Origin of the sequence: Streptomyces sp. NPDC048484 (genome assembly GCF_040651415.1) — a bacterium.
GTDB lineage: Bacteria > Actinomycetota > Actinomycetes > Streptomycetales > Streptomycetaceae > Streptomyces.
This window is the reverse complement of record NZ_JBEZJY010000015.1, coordinates 54612-73415: the sequence shown is the minus strand read 5'-3', so window position 1 is coordinate 73415 and position 18804 is coordinate 54612. Positions and strand designations below refer to the sequence as shown.

Below are 18804 nucleotides of genomic sequence, written 5' to 3'. Positions count from 1 at the left end.
GACCTGGGCTCGTGGGCGGGGGCGGGGGCGTTGCCCCCGCCCCCGCCCGGCACGTGATGCGTCAGCTCAAGCGACGCCCCGCCGCTCGGCCTCGTCCGCCGCCAGCCGTGTCAGGAGCGCGTCGGCCTCCGGGGCGGGCACGGCTTCCAGCATCCAGTGCCGCATGACGGCGTGGATATCGTCCAACCCAGCCTCATCGACGGCCCGGTCGAACTCCTCACGTCGCCCCTCAGGAAGCGCGGCACGGATGTCGGGGATGCTGTTGGGGACCTCGACCTCCACGCCGCCGACGGCCTTCTGGCGTACGACATCCAGCTCGCACCACACCGACTTGCCGACGGTCAGCCCGCATACGCCCCATCGGTCGGCCACCTGCCCGACGATCAGCAGCCCGCGCCCGAACATGTCGTCCGCGGTCGCCTCACGGAGGTTCGGCCGTAATTCACCTTTCGGGTCGGACACGGAAATCCGTACGACGCGCTCGGTGAGGGTGAGTTCCACCCGGAAGAGCCGGTCACGGACGCTGCCGTGCAGTACTGCGTTGCCACCCAGCTCGGACACCAACAGGGCAGTGTCGGCGGCCAGTTCCGGGTGCCCCCAGTCCGTGAGCAGACGGTGGGCGCGGCGGCGGGCGAGGGTGACGCTCTTGGGGAGTGGCGTGTAGTCGAGGCAGTCGTGACGGAGCGGACTTTCGGGTTCTGCTGACTCTTGCGGGGCGACCATGCGGCTTGCCTCCGGGCAGGGTCGAGCAACACCAACAGCAATCGGCGCCGCTCTGCGATCGGTTCGTCACTGAAGGTAGGGACCCGCAGAGTGCGACGCAAGTTAGCTTTGGAACAATTAATCCGGACGTGTTTGCGGAACGAATGCCCATCGCGACAAACTGACCCCGCACCGAGGCCTGAAGGAGCACAACTTGAGCGCGAGCCAACCGACGTTGGGCAACAGCACGTCCTCCGTACTGGGGCGCCGCCTGGGCGGGGAACTCACCAAGTTGCGTACGGCGTCCGGGCTGACACAAACCCATGCCGCCAAGACCCTCACCTCGTCAATCACGAAGATCACGAAGATGGAGCGCGGCTGGGTGCCCATGCGCGATCCGGACATCCGGGCGCTGTGCGAGCTGTACGGCGTCCATGACCCTGGCGTTGTCGGCCGACTCCTGGAACTGGCCAGGGTCGACCGCGAGCGCCGCAAGGCCAAGGGCTGGTGGGACGACTACACCATCCCCGGCGTCATGCAGGAGTACGTCGCACTCGAGAGTGCAGCGACATCGATCAAGGCCTGGCAGTGCGCGTTCATTCCGGGACTGCTGCAAACACCTGAATACGTACGGGCGTTGAGAGAGCACCCCGCGGCCAAGATGACCAAGAGCCCCGAACCGGACGAAAAGTTCGTCGCAACGCGGCTCGCTCGCCAACGTCGCCTCTCCGGGGAACTCCCCCTCTCGCTACGCGTGGTGATCTACGAGGCGGCTCTACGCAACTTCCCCGGCAACGCAGCGACAGCCAGGGGCCAGATCGAAGAACTCGCAAAGATGGCCGACCTGCCGAGTCTTACTCTTCGGGTCTTCCCCTTCGGTGCCGGCATGCACTCTGGCCTGAACGGCTCGTTCAACATCATCTCGTTCGCCGCCCCGGGCGCCATGGACGTCGTGTACGCAGAGGCCCCCTTCACTCAGCGATGGATGGAGGGCGGGGAAGCCTCAGCCGCCTACGATGAGATGTTCGAGATGATCGCCGAACGCTCCCTCAACGAAGGGGAGTCAGTGTCGTTTCTCCACAAGCTGCGCAAGGAGCTGTGAGCCGTGCCTGAATTCGAGTTCCGCAAGTCCAGCTATAGCGACGAAGCGGCCGAGTGCGTCGAGATAGCCACCAACATCCCCACCACCATCGCCATACGCGACTCGAAGCACCCCACAGGCCCGTCCCTCCGCATCCGGCCCGCCACGTGGGAGGCCTTCCGAGCCGTCCTCACGGACGGCAACTTCACCACGCCTGGCTGGAATCGGTGAGCAAGTTGACCACCATGCGTCCAGCCAGGTGAGGTGGGGGAAACTTCAACCACAGGTCGCGGTTTCTTGGCGACGGCCAACTACATGACGTCGTCGACAAAGCACGCGGGCGCGCACCCCCACGCTGAACGCGGTGAAAGACCTGTACGGGGCCGGGAGCGCGGAGTACACGGCGGTAGACGCGGCCTGGGCGGCGATATCCGTTCAGTCCAGAGCCGGTCTCCAGCTCAGCGCGGCTCTGTTGGCGGATCGCCAACCCCAGGCACACAGCGCGACGGCACAAGCTCCGGCGCCGACACCGAGTAGGACATACGTGTCCCCCGGAACCGGAGCCCCGCCATTGACGGTTATGGGCGCTGTGAGCCACATCGAAATGATGCTGCCCAGCGCAGCGGCCAGCAGCGCTGGGAAGAGAAGAGACCAGGCGACGACGGAACCGTTCACTGCGGTGCCCCCGGTCAAGGCTGACAAGGGCGCTATGTCACGGCTGAACCGCAGGAACTCGGCCAGCGCGCTGATGCCGATCGCCAGCACGGTCAGACAGGCTCCAATCAGACCGAGCAGTCGGACCCACGCTGCCGCGGCGGCGAGGTCGTTGGAGCCGAGCAGCCAACTCTGGCCCAGTGGATCGGCACTGGCGCCTACGGCCAGGTACGTTCGGGCCATCTCCCGAAACAGGGGCAGAGACAGGGCTTCTCCTGATGTGGAGACCGCGACGAGCGAAAGGGACTCCTCGCCTTGCGCCTTCGCTCCATGCACTGGTCCCCGGGCAACGGCCACTATGCCGTCTCCGCCGGCGAGGCTCCAACGGGTGAGTTCCCTGACTCTGGGATCGAGCCCGCTGCGTGTGGCATAGACCTGGGAGGTCTTGCAGGGCAGGTTCAGTGCGTGAAGGGCGGTACAAGCCCCAGTCAGAGTGATCCTTCCCGGCGACTCCGCGGTCGGCGGGCTCTGCCGTACGAGTAGCAGGCCGGTCTCGGTCGGCAGTGCTGCCGCGAAGTCCTGTACGCGATCTGCATCAGCGTAGGGAGAGATGGAAAGCAATGACGACCCGATCCGGTCCTGAGTGTGCTTCGCGAGCGTCGCGTTCTCACCCAACAGCCCGGTCCACAGTTGCACTTGGGCGACCAGTCCGATCATCACGATCAAAGCGGTCACGAAACGCGCCGTAGCACGGGGTTTGGCGGACATCCTGCGGCCGGCGATCAGTAGGCCTGGCAGACCCAGCCGTCGCCCCACAGAGGCAAGCCGGATGCCGAGCCATCCGCACAGCGCACCAACGACGGCAGGCAATGTCGCCAGCACTGCCGCTACGCCAAGTGCATAGACCGGGAGCCGCAGATCGTCACCGGCCAGTGCCGGTCCCCGTATGGCGAAGAGCAGCGCGAAGGGAAACATCCAGGGCCACCACGCCCGAAGACGCTTCGAAACGACTGTTGGCCTCACAGCACTGGACGACCTCCGTCCACTGGCGTGGAGTAGTACTGAAGCAGTCAGTACTACAAGAACCGCGACAGTTCCGGCCAGTACGAGCCATGCCGCGCAACGGCGCACGTCTTCCGCACTGAGCGTGAAATCGACCAGAGGGAACGGGATGTCGAGCATGGCTGCAGGCAGTAGTACGCAGGTTGCGGCGACCGCTCCGAGGAATGTGGGAACTGCCGCTTCCCCAAGAGTGAAGAGCCCTCTAGCTGCCCGGCTCGCACCCAGCGCCTCGAAGAGTGCCAGCCTGCGCTCGCGAGCCGTTGAACCTGCACGGGCGCTCAGCACGACCAGCGCACCCGCCGGCAGCAGAACAAATCCGGCGACTCCGGCCGCGAGAACCGAAAGGTCCGGAACGGACATGCTCTCGCCCATGCTTGCGGTCGATCCTACGGGTACCCCGAATCCACGGATCGGGTACATAGCGCGCTTATCGAGAAGATTCACACGAGGCCGCACGTAGGCAAAGCGTTCTTCTGGAGCCTGCAGTCCCTCCTTCCCGATTGTGCCCGCGAGCTTCCCGTACCGAGACTCGATTCCCTCATCCGCGCCCGCTCTGATGAGAGCGGATGAAAGCACGGTCTCACCAGGCTCGGGCCACTTACTCAGACCAGGTGGCAAGGGAGCGTCCTGAGTGAGTGGTTCGATATACGTGACGGAGTGCTGTCGTCCTGCGACATCGTCGTTACCCCAAGCCCACAGCGCCACAGCCCTGCCGGCCGAGCCCTCCTGCAGGATTTGCGGAGTGCGGGAGGCACCTCGGATATCCCGGCCCTCGTACGTCGCGGACGCCAGGACAAGTCCGCTCAGTCCGAGCATCATCAAGCCCGCAGCCAGAAAAAGTCCCCAGAAGCGGATACGCCCGCCCTCGGTGGACATCGCCGTTGTGCGCCCCGCACTCAGCAGCTGAAGGGCAAGAGTTCGGCGCTTCATGCGGGAACCCCCGTGGCCGGGACTGCGCTGGAGGTCGGCTTGAGCGCCCCGTCCTGAAGAACCAGTCGCCTCTGCGCCAGTGCGGCGACGGAGCTGTCGTGCGTCACCACGACAAGGCCGCACTGCCGCTGTTCCGGCAGGCTGTACAGCAGCTCGGCGACGGTCTGCCGATTGGCTGAGTCCAGGGCACCGGTCGGCTCGTCCGCGAGTAGCAGGGCGGGACGATTGATCAGTGCGCGCGCCACGGCGACGCGTTGCCTTTCACCGCCGGACAACGACTCCGTATCCGCAGAGGTGCCCCTGACTTTCAGCTCGTCCAGAAGTTCCGCTGCTCGGGAGAACGCCTCCAATCGCGGCAGCCCAGCGAGGAGCCCGGCGATTGCCACGTTCTCAACGGGGGCGAGTTCCGGCAGAAGCTCCCCCGCTTGGAAAACCATGCCCACCGATTCGCGACGGTGCCGGAGCAAGCTACGGCCGGACAGCCGCTCCATCTGCTTGCCGCACAGCATCACCGACCCGCAGTCCGGTCTGATCAGCCCCATGACGCACATGAGGAGAGTCGACTTTCCGCTGCCACTGGGACCAGATATCGCGACGGATTCTCCCGGCCCGACCCTCAAGTCGACACTCTCGAATATCACCCGGTCGCTCACCTTGTACTGGAGAGCAGAGAGTTCCAGTACAACCTCGTCCATCGCGTTCACTGTCCCCGCTTTCAAACATACTGACACATAGAGACAAGAGTCGCGCGAAGGGGTTGCGAAACACACCCATCGCGCGACTCTATAGAAATCTTCCGAAAATCAGTCGGAATCCCAGGCGCTGCAGTCATCCGGCCAGTTATTGATGTACTCACAGGCTTTTATGCGCCAGATTTCGCTACTCTTGTACGCACTCTTTTTCGAGTGCCCCTTACCTCGCTTCTCCCACAAGTTGTAGACGTCGTCAGAGAAATACGGGTAGCTGTATTGAGCCTTTACAGGGTGCCCATCCGCCTTCATGTCAGCGATGTTGGCATAGTGCCGTCCACCTGATGTCGAAGCAGAAGCACCGTCAGTCGCTGCGTCGATATCACCGGCGAACGCCGGCGTGCTAGCAGTGAGCGCTGCTGCCACAACCAGGCCAGCCGCTGCTTTCTTGATCCTCATGAAACCCCTCCCCTGCACTCGATTCCCCGAGTGCGTAACGTAATACCTACGAAAAAAGCGGATCTCCCCAGACCGCGTCAGTCCTCATCCCAGGCGCTACAGTCATCCGGCCAGTTATTGATGTACTCGCACGCCCGAATCTGATACACCGCCCCGCCGTATCCACTCGTGGCAGTATTCCCGTACCCGTCCTTCTCCCACAGGGTGTATACGTGGTCGTCCGGGAAGTTTCGTGAGTACTGAGCCTTGACCGGGTGACCGTCCTTCTTGGTGTCCTTGACGTTGGCGTAGTGGTTGGACCCAGACGTGTATGCATACGCTCCATCAGTCGAAGCATTGATCGCAAACGCGGGTGCCGAAGCTGTTATTGCCGCTACTGCAAGAGTAACGATGACGCCCTGTTTGAGATTCACCATTCTTCTCCCTTTCTGTTGAATCTGACGAGCATGTTAATACAGCGACACAGAATCAGTAAAGTCATTCCACGAGATATTTCCCTCTACCCATAAGGTTTTAGAATACACTCGCGGCGATCTCCGAATTTTAGACTCTCATGCCGCCACTAGCACGGCAGAACGTGCACATCCAGATGAAACCCAACTTCACCACGAAGATGTATAGATGGATCCATCAGTTACTCCATTCTGTACGGAAACGTCCACTCCTGCTGACCTCAATTTTTCTGCCAAGAATTCAGCTTCGACATACGTCACCCAGAAACCTGGCGACCTCATTTCGCTTACGAGCGATCTGGTCTCCACCAAAGACCTTTTGAATAGGTCGCGAAATGCCTTCAGTTCAAGGGCCGACACTGCACTGTCGGAATTTACAGAGAGCCGAGAGCGGCCGTGCTCCCGCAGAAGCGCATCCCTAACCGCCGAGGGTGCTTGACCGATCCCTCCTTCATGTATCTGTGATCCACAAGCCTCACAGTGACTCTCGACATCCCATCGCAGTGAGCCCAAGTGAACCGCTTGCGCTGCGCGCTGCCGGACAGGCCGTCCACAGTCGGAGCAGGAACCGAAGAGACTACTCTCCTGAAGGATCACCGCCACCCTCGCATTCTCATGTAACGCTCGACAGTGTCATAGAATTTATCGGAAGTCCCTGATCCGTTCCTCGGGTGATGGTCATTCAGCCCCCGCCCCCACCACCGGTGGTGAAGCTCCTCATGGACTGTCGATAGCCTTAGTGAGTCTCTTGATACAAAAGACCTGGGGCCGAACTGGGTTCCCTCCCCATTTTTGGCAACTCCATGACGGCCCCAAGGATTATATCGCGGCGTGTATGACAGTTGCAGGTCAGGGAAATCCTCCGCAATAAGCGCGCCGATCGCCCGATTCCTCGCCTCAGTGGTCTTGCCAGTAGCGTGGCTGAGGTCAGCCGTCCAAGAACTGGTCCCATCAGCTGCTATACCTTCTACATTATAGGAAGGTATACGACTGCTCTTGCCGAAGATCCCCTTGCTCCATTGCCAGGCGGGGCCGAGCAGAGGACCGAGTGCGCCGCCGACAGCTCCGAAGAGCAAGTCCCCAGGTGTAGTCGGCTGGCACTGTGCCGTGTTGACAGCCCAGGTGTAGCCCATCCCGATGGCGGCATCCGTGACGACTGCGACACCGAGGGCGCGACCGCCGGAGAGGCCGAGTGAACCCGCGAGGCCCATGCCCGCCGGCGCGAGGAAGCCCGCGCCTGCGCCGATGACGGCGCCCTTGCCTGTAGCGACGGCGAAGTCGCCCCAGTCGAAGTCGTCCTGGTGCTGGAAGGCGTAGATGCCGCCGCTGACGACGGCTCCGATGCCCGCGCCGATGCACATCGGGCAATTTCCGGACGGGTCAGCAAGATTGGCGGGGTCGTTGTCCGCGTAGTTGTAGGTGGACTGGTTGGCGTTGTCCGCCGCGGGCGAGACCGGGTCCTGGCTGGTGAAGCGCTGCTGGGTGGTGTCGTAGGAGCGGGCGCGCAGCAGGAGGCGGTCCGGCAGGTACTGGTCTTTGTACTGGCCGGTGTAGCCGTAGATGCTGGACTGGCCGCCGCTGATGGTGGCGGTGCCGGTGGAGGCACCCCAGGGGCCGTACGTGTAGTGATAGTTGTCGACGCCTGCCGAGTCGAAGACGGCGCTGACGGAGTTCTGCCGGTTCTGGGTGAAGTAGTACGTGCCGGCGGTGCGGTCCATGGAACGGGCCGTGCCGTCGGGGTCGGAGTGGTAGTCGGCGATCAGTGCGCCGGAGGCGTCCGTGTCGGTGGCGATCTGTGGGAGTTCGCCTGCGATGTCCCAGCGCGAGGTGCGTGCCAGCGCGTTGTTCTTGTTGGCGACGGTGCGGTTGCCGTCCGCGTCGTACAGGAACGAGAAGCTGTCGCTGCCGATGGCCGCGGACTTGACCCGGCCGGCCGGGTCGTAGGCGTAGGTGCCGTCGTCGTCCTTGGTCTGGTTGCCGTCCGCGTCGTAGGTGTAGCTCGTGGTCGCGGATCCGGCAGTGGTCGTGGAAAGCTGGTCACCGGCGTCGTACGCGTACGTCGTGGTGGTGCCGGAGGCGGCTGAGGTCTTGAGGTTGCCGACCTTGTCGTAGGTGCTGGTGTCCCCGGTGGTGCCGGTCAGGCAGGACGTGGCCGAGGTGTCCGTGCACGATCTCGTCATACGGCCCGCGTCGTCGTATCCGTAGCGGGTCGGGTTGCCGGTGCCGGGCTTGTCCTGGGTGACGCGGTTGTTCTCGTCGTAGGTGTAGGCGTTGCTGCCGGTCGGCGTGGTCATCGAGGCCAGGCGGCCGGCCTCGTCATATGTGCGGGTCTCGGTGCGCGCCGTGGTGGTGGGCAGCGTCACCGAGGTGAGGTTGCCCGCCTTGTCGTAGGCGTAGTTGGTGGCCTTGCTGTTGGTCGTCTGGCTCTTGGTCCGGCCGACCTTGTCGTACGTGTAGCTGGTGGCTCGGCTGTCCGGGTACGTACGCGATTTGAGGGTGTCGTCGGTGTTCCAGACGTAGCTGAACGGCTTGGCCGCGCCCGGCGAGGTGATCGAAAGGATCTTGTCGTCGTTGTCGTAGGTCAGCGTTCGGGAACCGGTCGCGTCCGTGACGCCGGTGATGCGGCTCGCGTCGTCATAGGCGTAGGTCTGTGTCGACGTGCCGTCGGAGTAGGCGATCTGCGTGGGCAGGTTGCGGGCGTCGACAGTGGTGGTGATGGTCTGCGCGCGGGCGTTGGTGACCTTGGTGCGGTTGCCGTCGAAGTCGTACTCGTAGGAGACGGTCTTGGCCAGCGTGTTCTTGACCGAGGTCAGCTCGCCCTCGGCGTTGTGGCCGTAGGTGGTGGTGTGCGTGTTGGCGTCGGTGCTGGTGCCCAGAAAGCCCGCGGCGTCGTACGTGAGGCTGGTGGTGCCGGTGTCCGGCGCGGTGACCTTCGTGGGGCGGCTCAGCTGGTCGTACTCGTAGACGGTCTGTTTGCTGCGGGCGTCGGTGACCGAGGCGACGTTGCCGACGGCGTCGTAGGCGGTCTTGGTCTGGTGACCCAGCGGGTCGGTGAATGAGGTCCGGTTGCCCGCCGGGTCGTAGCCGTAGGCCCAGGTGTACTTCGCCGGGTCGGCGCCGGTGACGTTGCCTCGGGGGTCGACGGTGTTGGCCAGGTTGCCGTCGTCGTCGTAGCCGTGCGTGGTGCGCTCGGCCTCGGGGGAGACCTCAGCGGTCAGGTTGCCGTCGTCGTCGTATTCGTAGGTGGTGAGATAGCCGGCCCAGGTCTTCGAGGAGAACAGGCGGTCGTTGTCGTCATAGACCAGCTTCATGCCACGGTTGAGACCGTCGTAGGTCTCGGTGACGTTGCCGTTGTCGTCGTACACGACGCGCCGGGTGTGGTTCAACGGATCCGTGGTGGACACCGGCCGGTTGTCCGCGTCCCAGGTGAACGCCGTGGTCTTGCCCAGCGGGTCGGTGACCGTCATGCGGTTGCCGACCTTGTCGTACCCGATCGACCAGGTGTATTTCGACGCGTCGGCGCCGGTGACGTTGCCGCGGGCGCTCACGACCTGGATCTGGTTGCCGGCCTTGTCGTACTGGTACGTGACCTTCGCGCCCCGGCGGTTGATCTCCTTGTTCAGGCGGCCCGCCGGGTCGTATCCGAGGCTGATCTGTTTCTGCACCGGATCGGTGATCAGGTAAAGCTGGTCGGCGGCGTTGTAGGCATACGTGGTGGCCCGCTGGGTGGCGTCGGTGACCTTGGTGAGGTTGCCGACCTCGTCGTAGTCGTAGGCGGTGGTGTCGCCACGTGCGTCGGTGACCGACTTGGTGCGGTCCGCGTCGTCGTACGTGAAGGCCGTGGTGTACTTTGCCGCGTCCCCGCCGCTGACATTGCCCCGCGGGTCGACGACCGTCTTCACCCGGTCCATCGCGTCGTAGGTGTAAGTGGTCTTGCTGCCCTTCGGCGTGGTGACCGATGTCAGGTTGCCGTCGGTGTCGTAGCCGTAGTTCGTGGTCCTGCCGCGCGCAGTGGTGGATGTCTCCAGCAGCCCGGTGGTGGCGTTGTAGCCGTAGCTCGCGGACTTGCCCAGCGCGTCCTTGACCGAGATCAGCTGGTTGTTCGCGTTGTAGCCGAAGGCGACGTCATTGGACTCGCCGTCCTCGTACGTTGCTACGTTGCCCTTGGCGTCGTACGTCCAGTACTCGTCCGACGCGGCATTGGACCGGCGCTTCATCCGACCTGACGTGTCGAAGTCCCACTGGGTCTCGCGGGTCTCCGCGTCGACCGCGCTCGTACGGTTGAAGAACTTGTCGTAGCGGTAGTAGCTCTTGTTGTTGAGCGGGTCGAGCTGCGTGAACAGGACGTTCTTGTAGTAGACGTCGGTCCACACGCCCTGGTCGGGGGCTGTGACATCGACCTGGTCGAACACGCCGTTCTTCGAGTAGGCGAACTTGGTCGTCTGACCGATCGCATCGGTCTGTGACGTCACCCGGCCCTGCGCGTCATACACGTTCGACGTGACGGTCTTGGTGCGCGCGTTCGTGACCTTGTCGAGGAAGCCGGAGGCGTCGTAGCCGTACGTCTCCGTGTTGCCGTCCAGCGCGGTCACGCCGGTCAACCGGCCGTCGGTATAGGCGTAGTCGACGAACCGGCCGTCGGCCAGCGTCAGCTTGTCCAGCCGGTCACCGGCATAGGCGAGGGAGGCTTTCCGCCCGGCCGCATCCGTGATCTCCGTGGGCCTGCTGCCGGTGTACACCAAGGTCAGACCCCGGCCGGTGCGGTCCTTCAACGCGGTCAACTGACCCGAAGCGTTGAAGCCGTACGTTGTGTGATCAGCGGTCGTGATTCTGAAACCGCCACCGTCCACGGCCAGTTTGGAGCGGGTCTCCCCTGGAGTCGTGTACGTCCCGTCGGACTTCTTGTCGAAGGTGTGCCGCGTCCCACCCTCACCCACCAGGACCGCGTCACCGTCGGATGCGAACTGCAGCCGGGTCTCCCACGGCAACTGCCAGCCCTTGCCCAACGCACCGGCAAGTGTGTTGTCCGAGGAGTACACCCGCCCGACTGACAGCGGCACGCCAGGCGCGGCAACCTGAGCGTCGGTGAATGCCTCTGTGAACGCGCCCGTCGCCGTGTTCACCGGATCCGCACGCATCACCGTCGTGCCCACGGAACCGCTCGCGTCCCCGCACAGCGCGCTGCAGGCCGCACCCTCCGGCAGAGCCGGAACAATGTAGTAGGAGTTGTACGAGCCGCAGGACTCCACGTCCGTGGGATCGTCCATCACCTGCGTGCAGGCGTAGATGAAGTACTGCGGCAGGGGGTTCGTGCACTCAGCCGTGGGCAGCGTGATGGACGCGTTCACCACGGGGAGTTCCACCCCGGTATTCAGCGTCGGAGCCGAGACGGTCTGCCCGAAGTCGAACCACTTGTCGTCATCGGTGCTGAGACGGCAGCTGTAGGCGTCCAGCTTCCACCGCACCCTGACCGGGTGTACCTCACCAGTGGCTCCACCGGCCTGAAAGATCCCGGCGGACAGTTGCAGAGGCTCACCTGGGACGGCAGCACCGATGTGGTTGCCCAGCGCCGCCAGGAACCCACCCTGCTGGGCAGCCGTGTTTCCGAACGGGTCGGCCGTCACCTGCCACAGGGCGCCGGACGAGTACGCCGCCGCTGCCGCGTCTGCACCGGATACGTAGGAGGCGGGGCTGATGCCACCACCCGCGACATTCGTCTCCCGGGACTTGGGGCCGGCTGCCTTCGACTGCCGCTGATTCCGTTGGTGCAGTCTGATCTGCTCGGCAGTGGCGGGCTTGCCGGTCGTGGCGGGCAGGCCATGCGACTTCGTCGCCTTCGCCAGGTCCTTGGTCTGCTCTCGCCGCTCCTTGGGCGACACCGCCTCCTGCTGCGCGACAGGTTGGGGACCCCGGTACGGCTCGCTCTCGGATCCACTCGGCTCATTGGCCATGACTCTGATCAGCCAGCCACCGCCCGCAAGTACGGACAGCACCAACACCACAATCAGCACGCGTACACGTGCGGACACAGAGCTCCGCAATTCCCCCACCCCCGACACACCGTGCACATCGTTGGTCACTCAGCGCACAACTAGTGGAGGAAATTTGACGTGTTCACCATCAAAAGATCAAGGATTCGACTATGTCGATGTATGAGTAGCGATCTTTGTCGAATCGTTACTGCACGCCAAGTCCCGACTGCGTGCGGTCAAGCCGTCAAAAAAGACGTGGAGCCGGAGAAGCCAGCGTGGATACGCTTCCCCGCCCGACTACCCACGGAGACTCATGTCGCCCGCCGCTTCGAAGATGCACCCCGACGAGCTGGACATCGACGCGGCGCTCGTCGGGCGGCTCGTCGCGGAGCAGTTCCCCGAATGGGCCGGGCTGCCGGTGAAGCAGGTGGTGTCCGCCGGGACCGAGAACGCCATGTACCGGCTCGGCGACGACATGGTCGTACGGCTGCCCCGGTTGCCCGGCGGGGCGGGGGATGTGGTGAAGGAGCAGCGGTGGCTGCCACGGCTCGCGCCGCATCTGCCGCTGGCCGTCCCCGTGCCGCTCGCCGAGGGAGCGCCCGGGCAGGGGTACGCGCTGCCGTGGGGCGTGTTCCGTTGGCTGGACGGCGACAACGTCTACGACGCGCCTCTCGGTGGCGACCCAGAACTCGCTGACGCCGCCGTGGAGTTGGGCCGTTTCGTCGCGGCGCTGCGGAAGGTCGACGCCGTCGGCGGGCCGCCCTCCTGGCGCGGCGGGCCCCTCACCGACGACGAGCACGTTCGCGCCGCGATCCGTGACCTGGGCGGGGACGGCACGGTGGACGGGGACACCGCGACCGCCGTCTGGGAGGACGCCCTGCGGCTCCCGCACTGGGACGGCGCCCCCGTCTGGCTGCACGGCGACCTGCTGCCGGGCAACCTGCTGGCCCGGGGAGGCCGCCTCAGCGCGGTCATCGACTTCGGCGGTCTCGGCACCGGCGACCCAGCGGCAGACGTACTCGCCGCCTGGGCCGTGTTCGATGCCGGGTCCCGCCCCCTGTTCCGCGAGGCCGCCGACGTCGATGACGCGACCTGGGCCCGGGGGCGGGGCTGGGCCCTGTACTTCGGGCTGACAGCCGAACACCACTACCGGGTCAGCAACCCCGTACTCGCGGCGGTGGGGCATCGGGCGGTGTCCGAAGCGCTCGCCGACGGTGAGTAGCAAGCCCGGCGGCCTCACCTCCCGTACAGACCTCGCCTCCTATAGGGGGCGTCACTCTCCGTACGGGCGTACCGCCTTCGCGTCGCGCAGCGCCGATGCCCACCACACCAGCTGGTCCAGCATCACCTTCGCGGCCTCGTCCGGAGCCGACGGGTCCCTGTGGCGGCCCTCGTCGTCGAAGGACGCGCCCGCGTTGTGGAAGGACACGGTGTCGCGGACGGTGACGGCGTGCAGCTCGGCGAAGACCAGGCGGAGCTGCTCGACGGCGCGCAGGCCGCCCGAGACTCCGCCGTACGAGACGAAGCCGACCGGCTTGGCGCGCCACTCCCCGTAGTGCCAGTCGATCAGGGCCTTGAGCGAGGCGGGGAAGGAGTGGTTGTACTCGGGGGTCAGGACGACGAAGGCGTCCGCTTCGGCCAGCTTGGGTGTGACCTTCGCCAGCTCGGCGGACACCTCGGCGGACGGGGAGTAGGAGAGGGCCGTCGGCAGCCCGGCGTCGGCCATGTCGACGACCTCGACCGTGAGGTCGTCCCGCCCGCGGAACCGGCCGAGCAGCCAGTCGGCGACGACAGGACCGAAGCGGCCCTCCCGGTTGCTGCCGATGATGACGGCGACCTTGAGGGGCTCGAAAACGGACTCGGGAACGGGGGTGGGAACGGACTCGGGAACGGGGGTGGGAACGGACTCGGGAACGGGGGTGGGCGGGGTGGCGGGAATGTCTGCGGTGGTGTTCATGCGGTCGAGCCTCACACCTCAACCAAACTTGAGGTCAAGTCGACGCAGGGCAGCGCAGGCCGACGCGGGAAGGAGCCGGTCACCCGTTCACACGTGCCGCCCGCTGTCTTCGGGTTCTTTTTGCCCGCACCTCACTGGCACGCCGGTGACCTGGTGAAACGTTGCCGGGAGAGGCTTCGGGATCCCCCGCCTGACACCCGTTCACATCATTTATGACGTGCGATCAGGAGGCGTGCGCCCTCGACTGCCACTTACCTCGGTAAGGCAGGGGCGTGACCGAGGCAGCGACACATGGGGGTCGCGGGTCGTGCCCGTCGGAGGAGCAAGCACGATGCGCACAGCCCGTCTGCTGACCGGTACCGCACTCGCCGTCGCCGCGGCGGGCCTCTGCGCGGCGCCCGCGTACGGGACCGGTGCCGGTACCGGTGCGGGTACCCATGCCGGTGCCGGGTCCATCGAGCTGTACCCGGCCACCGTCGCGCCCGGCGCCGAGGTCACGGTGAACACGGCGGCGTGCGGGGCGAACGACGCGGTGTCGGGTGACGCCGGCGCCGTCGGCGCGGGCAGCTTCACCCTGATCCCCAGCGCGCACGAAGGCGACGCGGTCGGGCAGTTCGAGGTGCCGCCGTCCGCCCAGCCGGGCACGTACGAGATCGTCACGCGCTGTTCGAGCGGCAAGCGGATGACGGGTGACCTGGTGGTCACGCTCACCTCCACCCAGGAGAGCAGGCAGCAGCCGCAGGTCAACCCCCGCGGAAGTGTGAAGACGGGGGTCGGCGGCGCACTCGGCCCCGACCCCGTACAGACCGCGGCGGGAGTGGCGGCCCTTGCCGTCGCCGCCGCGGGCGGTACCTGGCTCCTGCATCGCCGGGCGAGAGGCGACGGGATCTGACGGACACCCTCCGCTGTCCGCCGGTACCGCTGTCCCCTTCCCTCTCCGGGCCCGACGCCCCTCGCGGCCCGGAGGGGGACGCGGGACTCACAGAGCCGTCCAAAAAGTTCGACGTGAGCTCCGACAACAGCTCGACTGGAGTTCCGGCAGGAGTTCCAAGAGAGCGCAGGAGTTCCAAGGGAGAGTTCCAAGGGAGAGAGGGGGCGACGTGCGCCCGTTCAGCAACGTCTCCATAGCCGCCGCCACCCTCGCCGCCCTCCTCTGCGGAGCCTGGCTGCTGCACCTCGGCACAACGACGCATGCGCCGCCCCAGCCATCCGCCGCCCAGGCCCGTGCGGGCGGCCATCTGGGCCGGCCGGTGGCCGCCGCGCTGCCCCACTCGCCGCCCGACCGCGTCCGTATCCCCGCGATCCGGGTGGATGCCCCCCTCATGGGTCTCGGTCTCACCCCGCAGGGCAGCCTCGACGTGCCGCCCGCCGCCAGGAAGAACCTCGCCGGCTGGTACGAGGCCGGTACCGCGCCCGGCGAGACGGGCACCGCGATCGTCGCCGGCCATGTCGACAACGCCGAGGGTCCCGCCGTCTTCTACCGCCTCGGCTCCCTCAAGAAGGGCAGCGCGATCGAGGTCGGGCGCCGGGACGGCAGTGTCGCCCTCTTCTCGGTCGACGCGGTCGAGGTGTACGACGCCCGCGACTTCCCGGACGAGAAGGTGTACGGAGCCGCGGGGCGCCCGGAGCTGCGCGTGATCACCTGCGGGGGCGGCTGGTCGACGGTCACCGGCTACCGGGGCAACGTGGTCGTCTTCGCCCATCTCACAGGCAGTCGCCCGGCGCGCCCGGCGACAACGACTAACGACAACGGCTGACGGCTGACGGCTGACGGCTGACGGCTGACGGCTGACGGCTGACGACAACAGCAACGACAACCGCCGGCCCTGATCGTTGGGCGTCAGAGCCAGAGGTCGTACGCGAGCTTCGCCACCAGCGCGAACACCACCGTCAGCAGTACGGCCCGGACGAACCCACTGCCCTTCTTGAGCGCGGTGTGCGCCCCGGCCATCCCGCCGACGAGGTTGAACACGGCCATCAGCGCGGCGAGCTGCCAGAACACCGTGCCCTTCCAGGCGAACGTCGCCAGCGCACCGGCGTTCGTGCAGCAGTTCACGATTTTCGCGGTGGCGGAGGCCGACACGAGGTCGAGGTGCAGCAGCGCGGTCAGGGCGAGCACGAGGAACGTACCCGTGCCGGGGCCGACGAGCCCGTCGTAGAAGCCGATACCCAGGCCCGCCAGCCCGATCGCGGCAAGGATCCGGCGCGGCGGGACGGGCCCGGTCGGGGGTGCGCTGCCGAAGGCGGGCCGCATGATCACGAAGGTGCCGACTCCGAGCAGCACGACCATGACCACCGGCTTCAGCACCTCGGTGCTCATCCCGGCGGCGACGAACGCCCCGCCCGTGGACCCGGCGAGCGCCGCGAGACCGATCCATACCGCCGTGCGGACGTCCACGGGCGCCTTGCGCGCGTACGTCACCGCCGCGCCCGTCGTCCCGACGATCGCCACGGCCTTGTTGGTGCCGAGCGCGTACTGGGCCGCGGAGCCCGAGTTCGGCAGCCCGAGCAACAGCGCGGGGAGGAGGAGCAGCCCGCCGCCGCCCACGACCGCGTCGATCCAGCCGGCCGCGAGCGCGGCGAGGCACAGGACGACGACCATGGTCAGCGATATGTCGGGCATGATCACGACCCTACGGGCTTCACGAGCGGGTCGGCGCCGGGGCCCGGAGGGTCAGCCCGTCGTCTCCAGGTAGTGCAGGACCGCCAGTACCCGTCGGTTCTCCGTGCCGGAGGGCGGCAGGCCGAGCTTGGTGAAGATGTTGGCGATGTGCTTCTCCACGGCCCGTTCCGAGACGGTGAAGGACGCGGCGATCGCGTGGTTCGTACGCCCTTCCGCCATCAGCGCCAGCACCTCGCGCTCGCGGGGTGTGAGGGCGTCCAGGGCGCTGGCGCGGCGGCTCGCGCCGAAGAGCTGGGCGACGACCTCGGGGTCGAGGGCGGTCCCGCCGGCGGCGATCCGTTCCAGCGCGTCCACGAACTCGCCGATGTCGACGACACGTTCCTTGAGGAGGTAGCCGACACCGCCCGGGTTGGTGCCCAGGAGCTGGGCCGCGTACTTCGTCTCGACGTACTGGGAGAAGATCAGCACCCCCGTGCCGGGGTGGTCGGCGCGCAGCCGTACGGCCGCCCGGAGCCCTTCGTCCGTCTGCGTCGGCGGCAGCCGGATGTCGACGACGGCGACGTCCGGGCGGTGCTCGGCCACAGCGGTCAGCAGCCCTTCGGCGTCCCCGACGGCCGCCGCCACCTCCACACCCCGCAGCTGGAGGAGCTGCGCCAGGCCGTCGCGCAGAAGGGCGGAGTCCTCGGCGATGACAACGCGCATGTGTCCCTCGTGTTCGGTGCGGCGGTTCATCCGTGGGTGGCCGGATACGGCAGCTCGACCGTGACCACCGTAGGCCCTCCCGGCGGGCTGTCGCAGGTGAGCGTGCCGTCGACGGTCCGCACCCTGGTCAGCAGGCCGGTGAGGCCCGAACCCGCGCCGATCGCCGCGCCCCCGCGGCCGTCGTCCCGGACGCGGAGAACGAGCAGCCCGGCGCGTGCGGTCACCTCCACCGTGGCCCCCGGCGCCCCACTGTGTTTGGCCGCGTTGGCGAGGAGTTCGGCCGCGCAGAAGTAGGCGATGGACTCGACGGCGGGCGCCGGTCGGGACCCGATGTCCGCGACGACCTCGACGGGCAGCGCCACGTCCGCCGCGAGGGTGGCGAGGGCCGTGTCCAGGCCCTGGTCCAGTACGGGCGGATGGATCCCCTTGACGAGATGGCGCAGGTCGACGATGGCCTGCTTGGCGTTGCCCTGGGCGGTTTCGACGACGGTGAGGAGCCGTTCGCGGTCCGCGTCAGCGCCGACCAGTTCCCGGATCATCGTCAGATGCATCGCGAGCCCGACGAGCCGGGCCTGTGTCCCGTCGTGCAGGTCGCGCTCGATCCGGCGGAGGGTGGCCGCCGCGTCGTCCACGGCCTGGGCGCGCGTCTCCTCCAGCGTGCGGATGCGGCGGTCAGCTGCGCTCGGGCCGAGCGTGGCGGCGAGCAGCAGCCGGTGCGGGATGAGGGCGTGGCGCATCAGCCAGGGCGCCGCCGACAGGAGCAGGAGCCCCACGGCCACCGGGAGCAGCCACCGCGGCCAGGAGTCGAGCTGAACGCCGAGAACTTCGAGCGACACGTGCCGTACGGAGTCTCCGTCGCGCACGGTGTGGTAGTTCCACCGCTTGAGCAGGGGGTGAAGGGCCGACTGCGTCCCGTAGCCGTACGCACCGACGGCCGTCGTGTACGCGAGCGCCGCCGTGACGGGCACGCCGAGCGCGCAGCCGACGGCACGCCAGCCGGCCCGCCCGAGAAGCAGGGCCCGGCGCCGGCCGAGCACCCCGGATGCCGCGGGAGTCGGCGGCTCCTCGATCTCCAGATGCAGCAGCCGGCGCGCCAGCGCCCGCTGGAGCGCGCCGAGCGCGAGCGTGCCCCGCACGGTCAGTGCCAGGACCCACAGCCCCAGCGTGGTCACGGACAGGGCCCCGCCGACGAGCAGCCCCGCGAGTGTCAGCAGGCAGCCGACGAGGGCGAGCGGGAGCGCGATCACCGCGTAGAGCAGGGTGGCGAGGGCCCGTGGCCTGAAGGCGGCGAGCAGGCGGGCGGCGGCCCGGCTCGCCACCGGTTTCCGGACCGTGTCCATATGCGCTCCCCCGTGTACGTCGTGTGACCCAAGCCTTCCTTGTTCCGGCCCCGCGGACGATGGTGCCCGCACGGAACCCGGAGGTTCGGTTAACCTCACCCCGGGGAGCGGGGCGACCTCACCAGGCCCTCTCCCCGCCCGCCGAGAACCCTCACATCCGCGTCCGGGTCCCGCTGAGGGC

15 protein-coding genes and 1 pseudogene are annotated in these 18804 nt (G+C 66.8%); 5 read left to right on the top strand and 11 right to left on the bottom strand.

What is annotated here, in order from left to right; translation table 11 throughout:
* Positions 1-66: 66 nt before the first annotated feature.
* Positions 67-315, bottom strand: a complete 249-nt coding sequence (locus tag AB0D14_RS17065; protein WP_362779701.1) for a hypothetical protein — start codon at positions 313-315, stop codon at positions 67-69.
* Between the two features lie 57 nt (positions 316-372).
* Positions 373-723 (bottom strand): annotated as a pseudogene (locus tag AB0D14_RS17060) (ATP-binding protein); the annotation flags it as partial.
* Between the two features lie 193 nt (positions 724-916).
* Between AB0D14_RS17060 and AB0D14_RS17055 the strand changes: the two are divergent.
* Entirely contained in the window at positions 917-1804 is an 888-nt protein-coding gene (locus AB0D14_RS17055; RefSeq protein WP_362779482.1) for a helix-turn-helix transcriptional regulator, read from the top strand.
* 3 nt (positions 1805-1807) lie between these two features.
* Entirely contained in the window at positions 1808-2014 is a 207-nt protein-coding gene (locus AB0D14_RS17050; RefSeq protein WP_362779479.1) for a DUF397 domain-containing protein, read from the top strand.
* A 204-nt stretch (positions 2015-2218) separates the two neighbouring features.
* Here the strand turns inward: AB0D14_RS17050 and AB0D14_RS17045 are convergent, their stop codons facing one another.
* The 5 genes from AB0D14_RS17045 to AB0D14_RS17025 form a co-directional block, all read right to left on the bottom strand.
* On the bottom strand, positions 2219-3871 hold the full coding sequence (locus AB0D14_RS17045; RefSeq protein ID WP_362779476.1) for a hypothetical protein: 1653 nt from the start codon (positions 3869-3871) through the stop codon (positions 2219-2221).
* Positions 3872-4425: 554 nt separating this feature from the next.
* Positions 4426-5124, bottom strand: coding sequence for an ABC transporter ATP-binding protein (locus AB0D14_RS17040; protein WP_362779474.1), 699 nt, complete (start codon positions 5122-5124; stop codon positions 4426-4428).
* A gap of 108 nt (positions 5125-5232) precedes the next feature.
* Positions 5233-5577: a hypothetical protein gene (locus AB0D14_RS17035; protein WP_362779472.1), complete on the bottom strand. Its 345-nt coding sequence runs from the start codon at positions 5575-5577 to the stop codon at positions 5233-5235.
* 77 nt (positions 5578-5654) lie between these two features.
* Complete coding sequence (locus tag AB0D14_RS17030) at positions 5655-5993, bottom strand: hypothetical protein (protein WP_362779470.1); 339 nt, start codon at positions 5991-5993, stop codon at positions 5655-5657.
* Positions 5994-6622: 629 nt separating this feature from the next.
* Positions 6623-12022 (bottom strand): DUF6531 domain-containing protein, encoded by a 5400-nt coding sequence (locus tag AB0D14_RS17025; RefSeq protein ID WP_362779469.1) that lies wholly within the window; start codon positions 12020-12022, stop codon positions 6623-6625.
* A gap of 292 nt (positions 12023-12314) precedes the next feature.
* Here AB0D14_RS17025 and AB0D14_RS17020 point away from each other — a divergent pair, with 292 nt between their 5' ends.
* Complete coding sequence (locus AB0D14_RS17020) at positions 12315-13223, top strand: aminoglycoside phosphotransferase family protein (protein ID WP_362779467.1); 909 nt, start codon at positions 12315-12317, stop codon at positions 13221-13223.
* A gap of 51 nt (positions 13224-13274) precedes the next feature.
* On the opposite strand, the gene AB0D14_RS17015 is transcribed toward AB0D14_RS17020, so the two are convergent.
* Positions 13275-13958 carry an NAD(P)H-dependent oxidoreductase gene (locus AB0D14_RS17015; RefSeq protein WP_362779465.1) on the bottom strand — a complete coding sequence of 228 codons (684 nt, stop codon included), beginning with the start codon at positions 13956-13958 and terminating at the stop codon, positions 13275-13277.
* A gap of 331 nt (positions 13959-14289) precedes the next feature.
* Between AB0D14_RS17015 and AB0D14_RS17010 the strand changes: the two genes are divergently transcribed.
* Together AB0D14_RS17010 and AB0D14_RS17005 are read left to right on the top strand one after the other, a co-directional pair.
* Positions 14290-14850: a hypothetical protein gene (locus AB0D14_RS17010; protein ID WP_362779463.1), complete on the top strand. Its 561-nt coding sequence runs from the start codon at positions 14290-14292 to the stop codon at positions 14848-14850.
* A gap of 208 nt (positions 14851-15058) precedes the next feature.
* The gene (locus AB0D14_RS17005; protein WP_362779461.1) at positions 15059-15715 is read left to right on the top strand and encodes a class F sortase; all 657 of its coding nucleotides are present in this window, start codon (positions 15059-15061) and stop codon (positions 15713-15715) included.
* A gap of 83 nt (positions 15716-15798) precedes the next feature.
* Here the strand turns inward: AB0D14_RS17005 and AB0D14_RS17000 are convergent, their stop codons facing one another.
* Genes AB0D14_RS17000 through AB0D14_RS16990 form a run of 3 tightly spaced genes read right to left on the bottom strand, consistent with a single transcriptional unit; the run spans position 15799 to position 18623 of the window.
* Positions 15799-16581 (bottom strand): TSUP family transporter, encoded by a 783-nt coding sequence (locus AB0D14_RS17000; RefSeq protein ID WP_362779459.1) that lies wholly within the window; start codon positions 16579-16581, stop codon positions 15799-15801.
* 51 nt (positions 16582-16632) lie between these two features.
* A complete protein-coding gene (locus AB0D14_RS16995; protein ID WP_362779457.1) occupies positions 16633-17283 on the bottom strand; it encodes a response regulator transcription factor in 651 nt (216 codons plus the stop codon).
* A 26-nt stretch (positions 17284-17309) separates the two neighbouring features.
* Positions 17310-18623 (bottom strand): sensor domain-containing protein, encoded by a 1314-nt coding sequence (locus AB0D14_RS16990; protein ID WP_362779455.1) that lies wholly within the window; start codon positions 18621-18623, stop codon positions 17310-17312.
* Positions 18624-18804 lie beyond the last annotated feature (181 nt).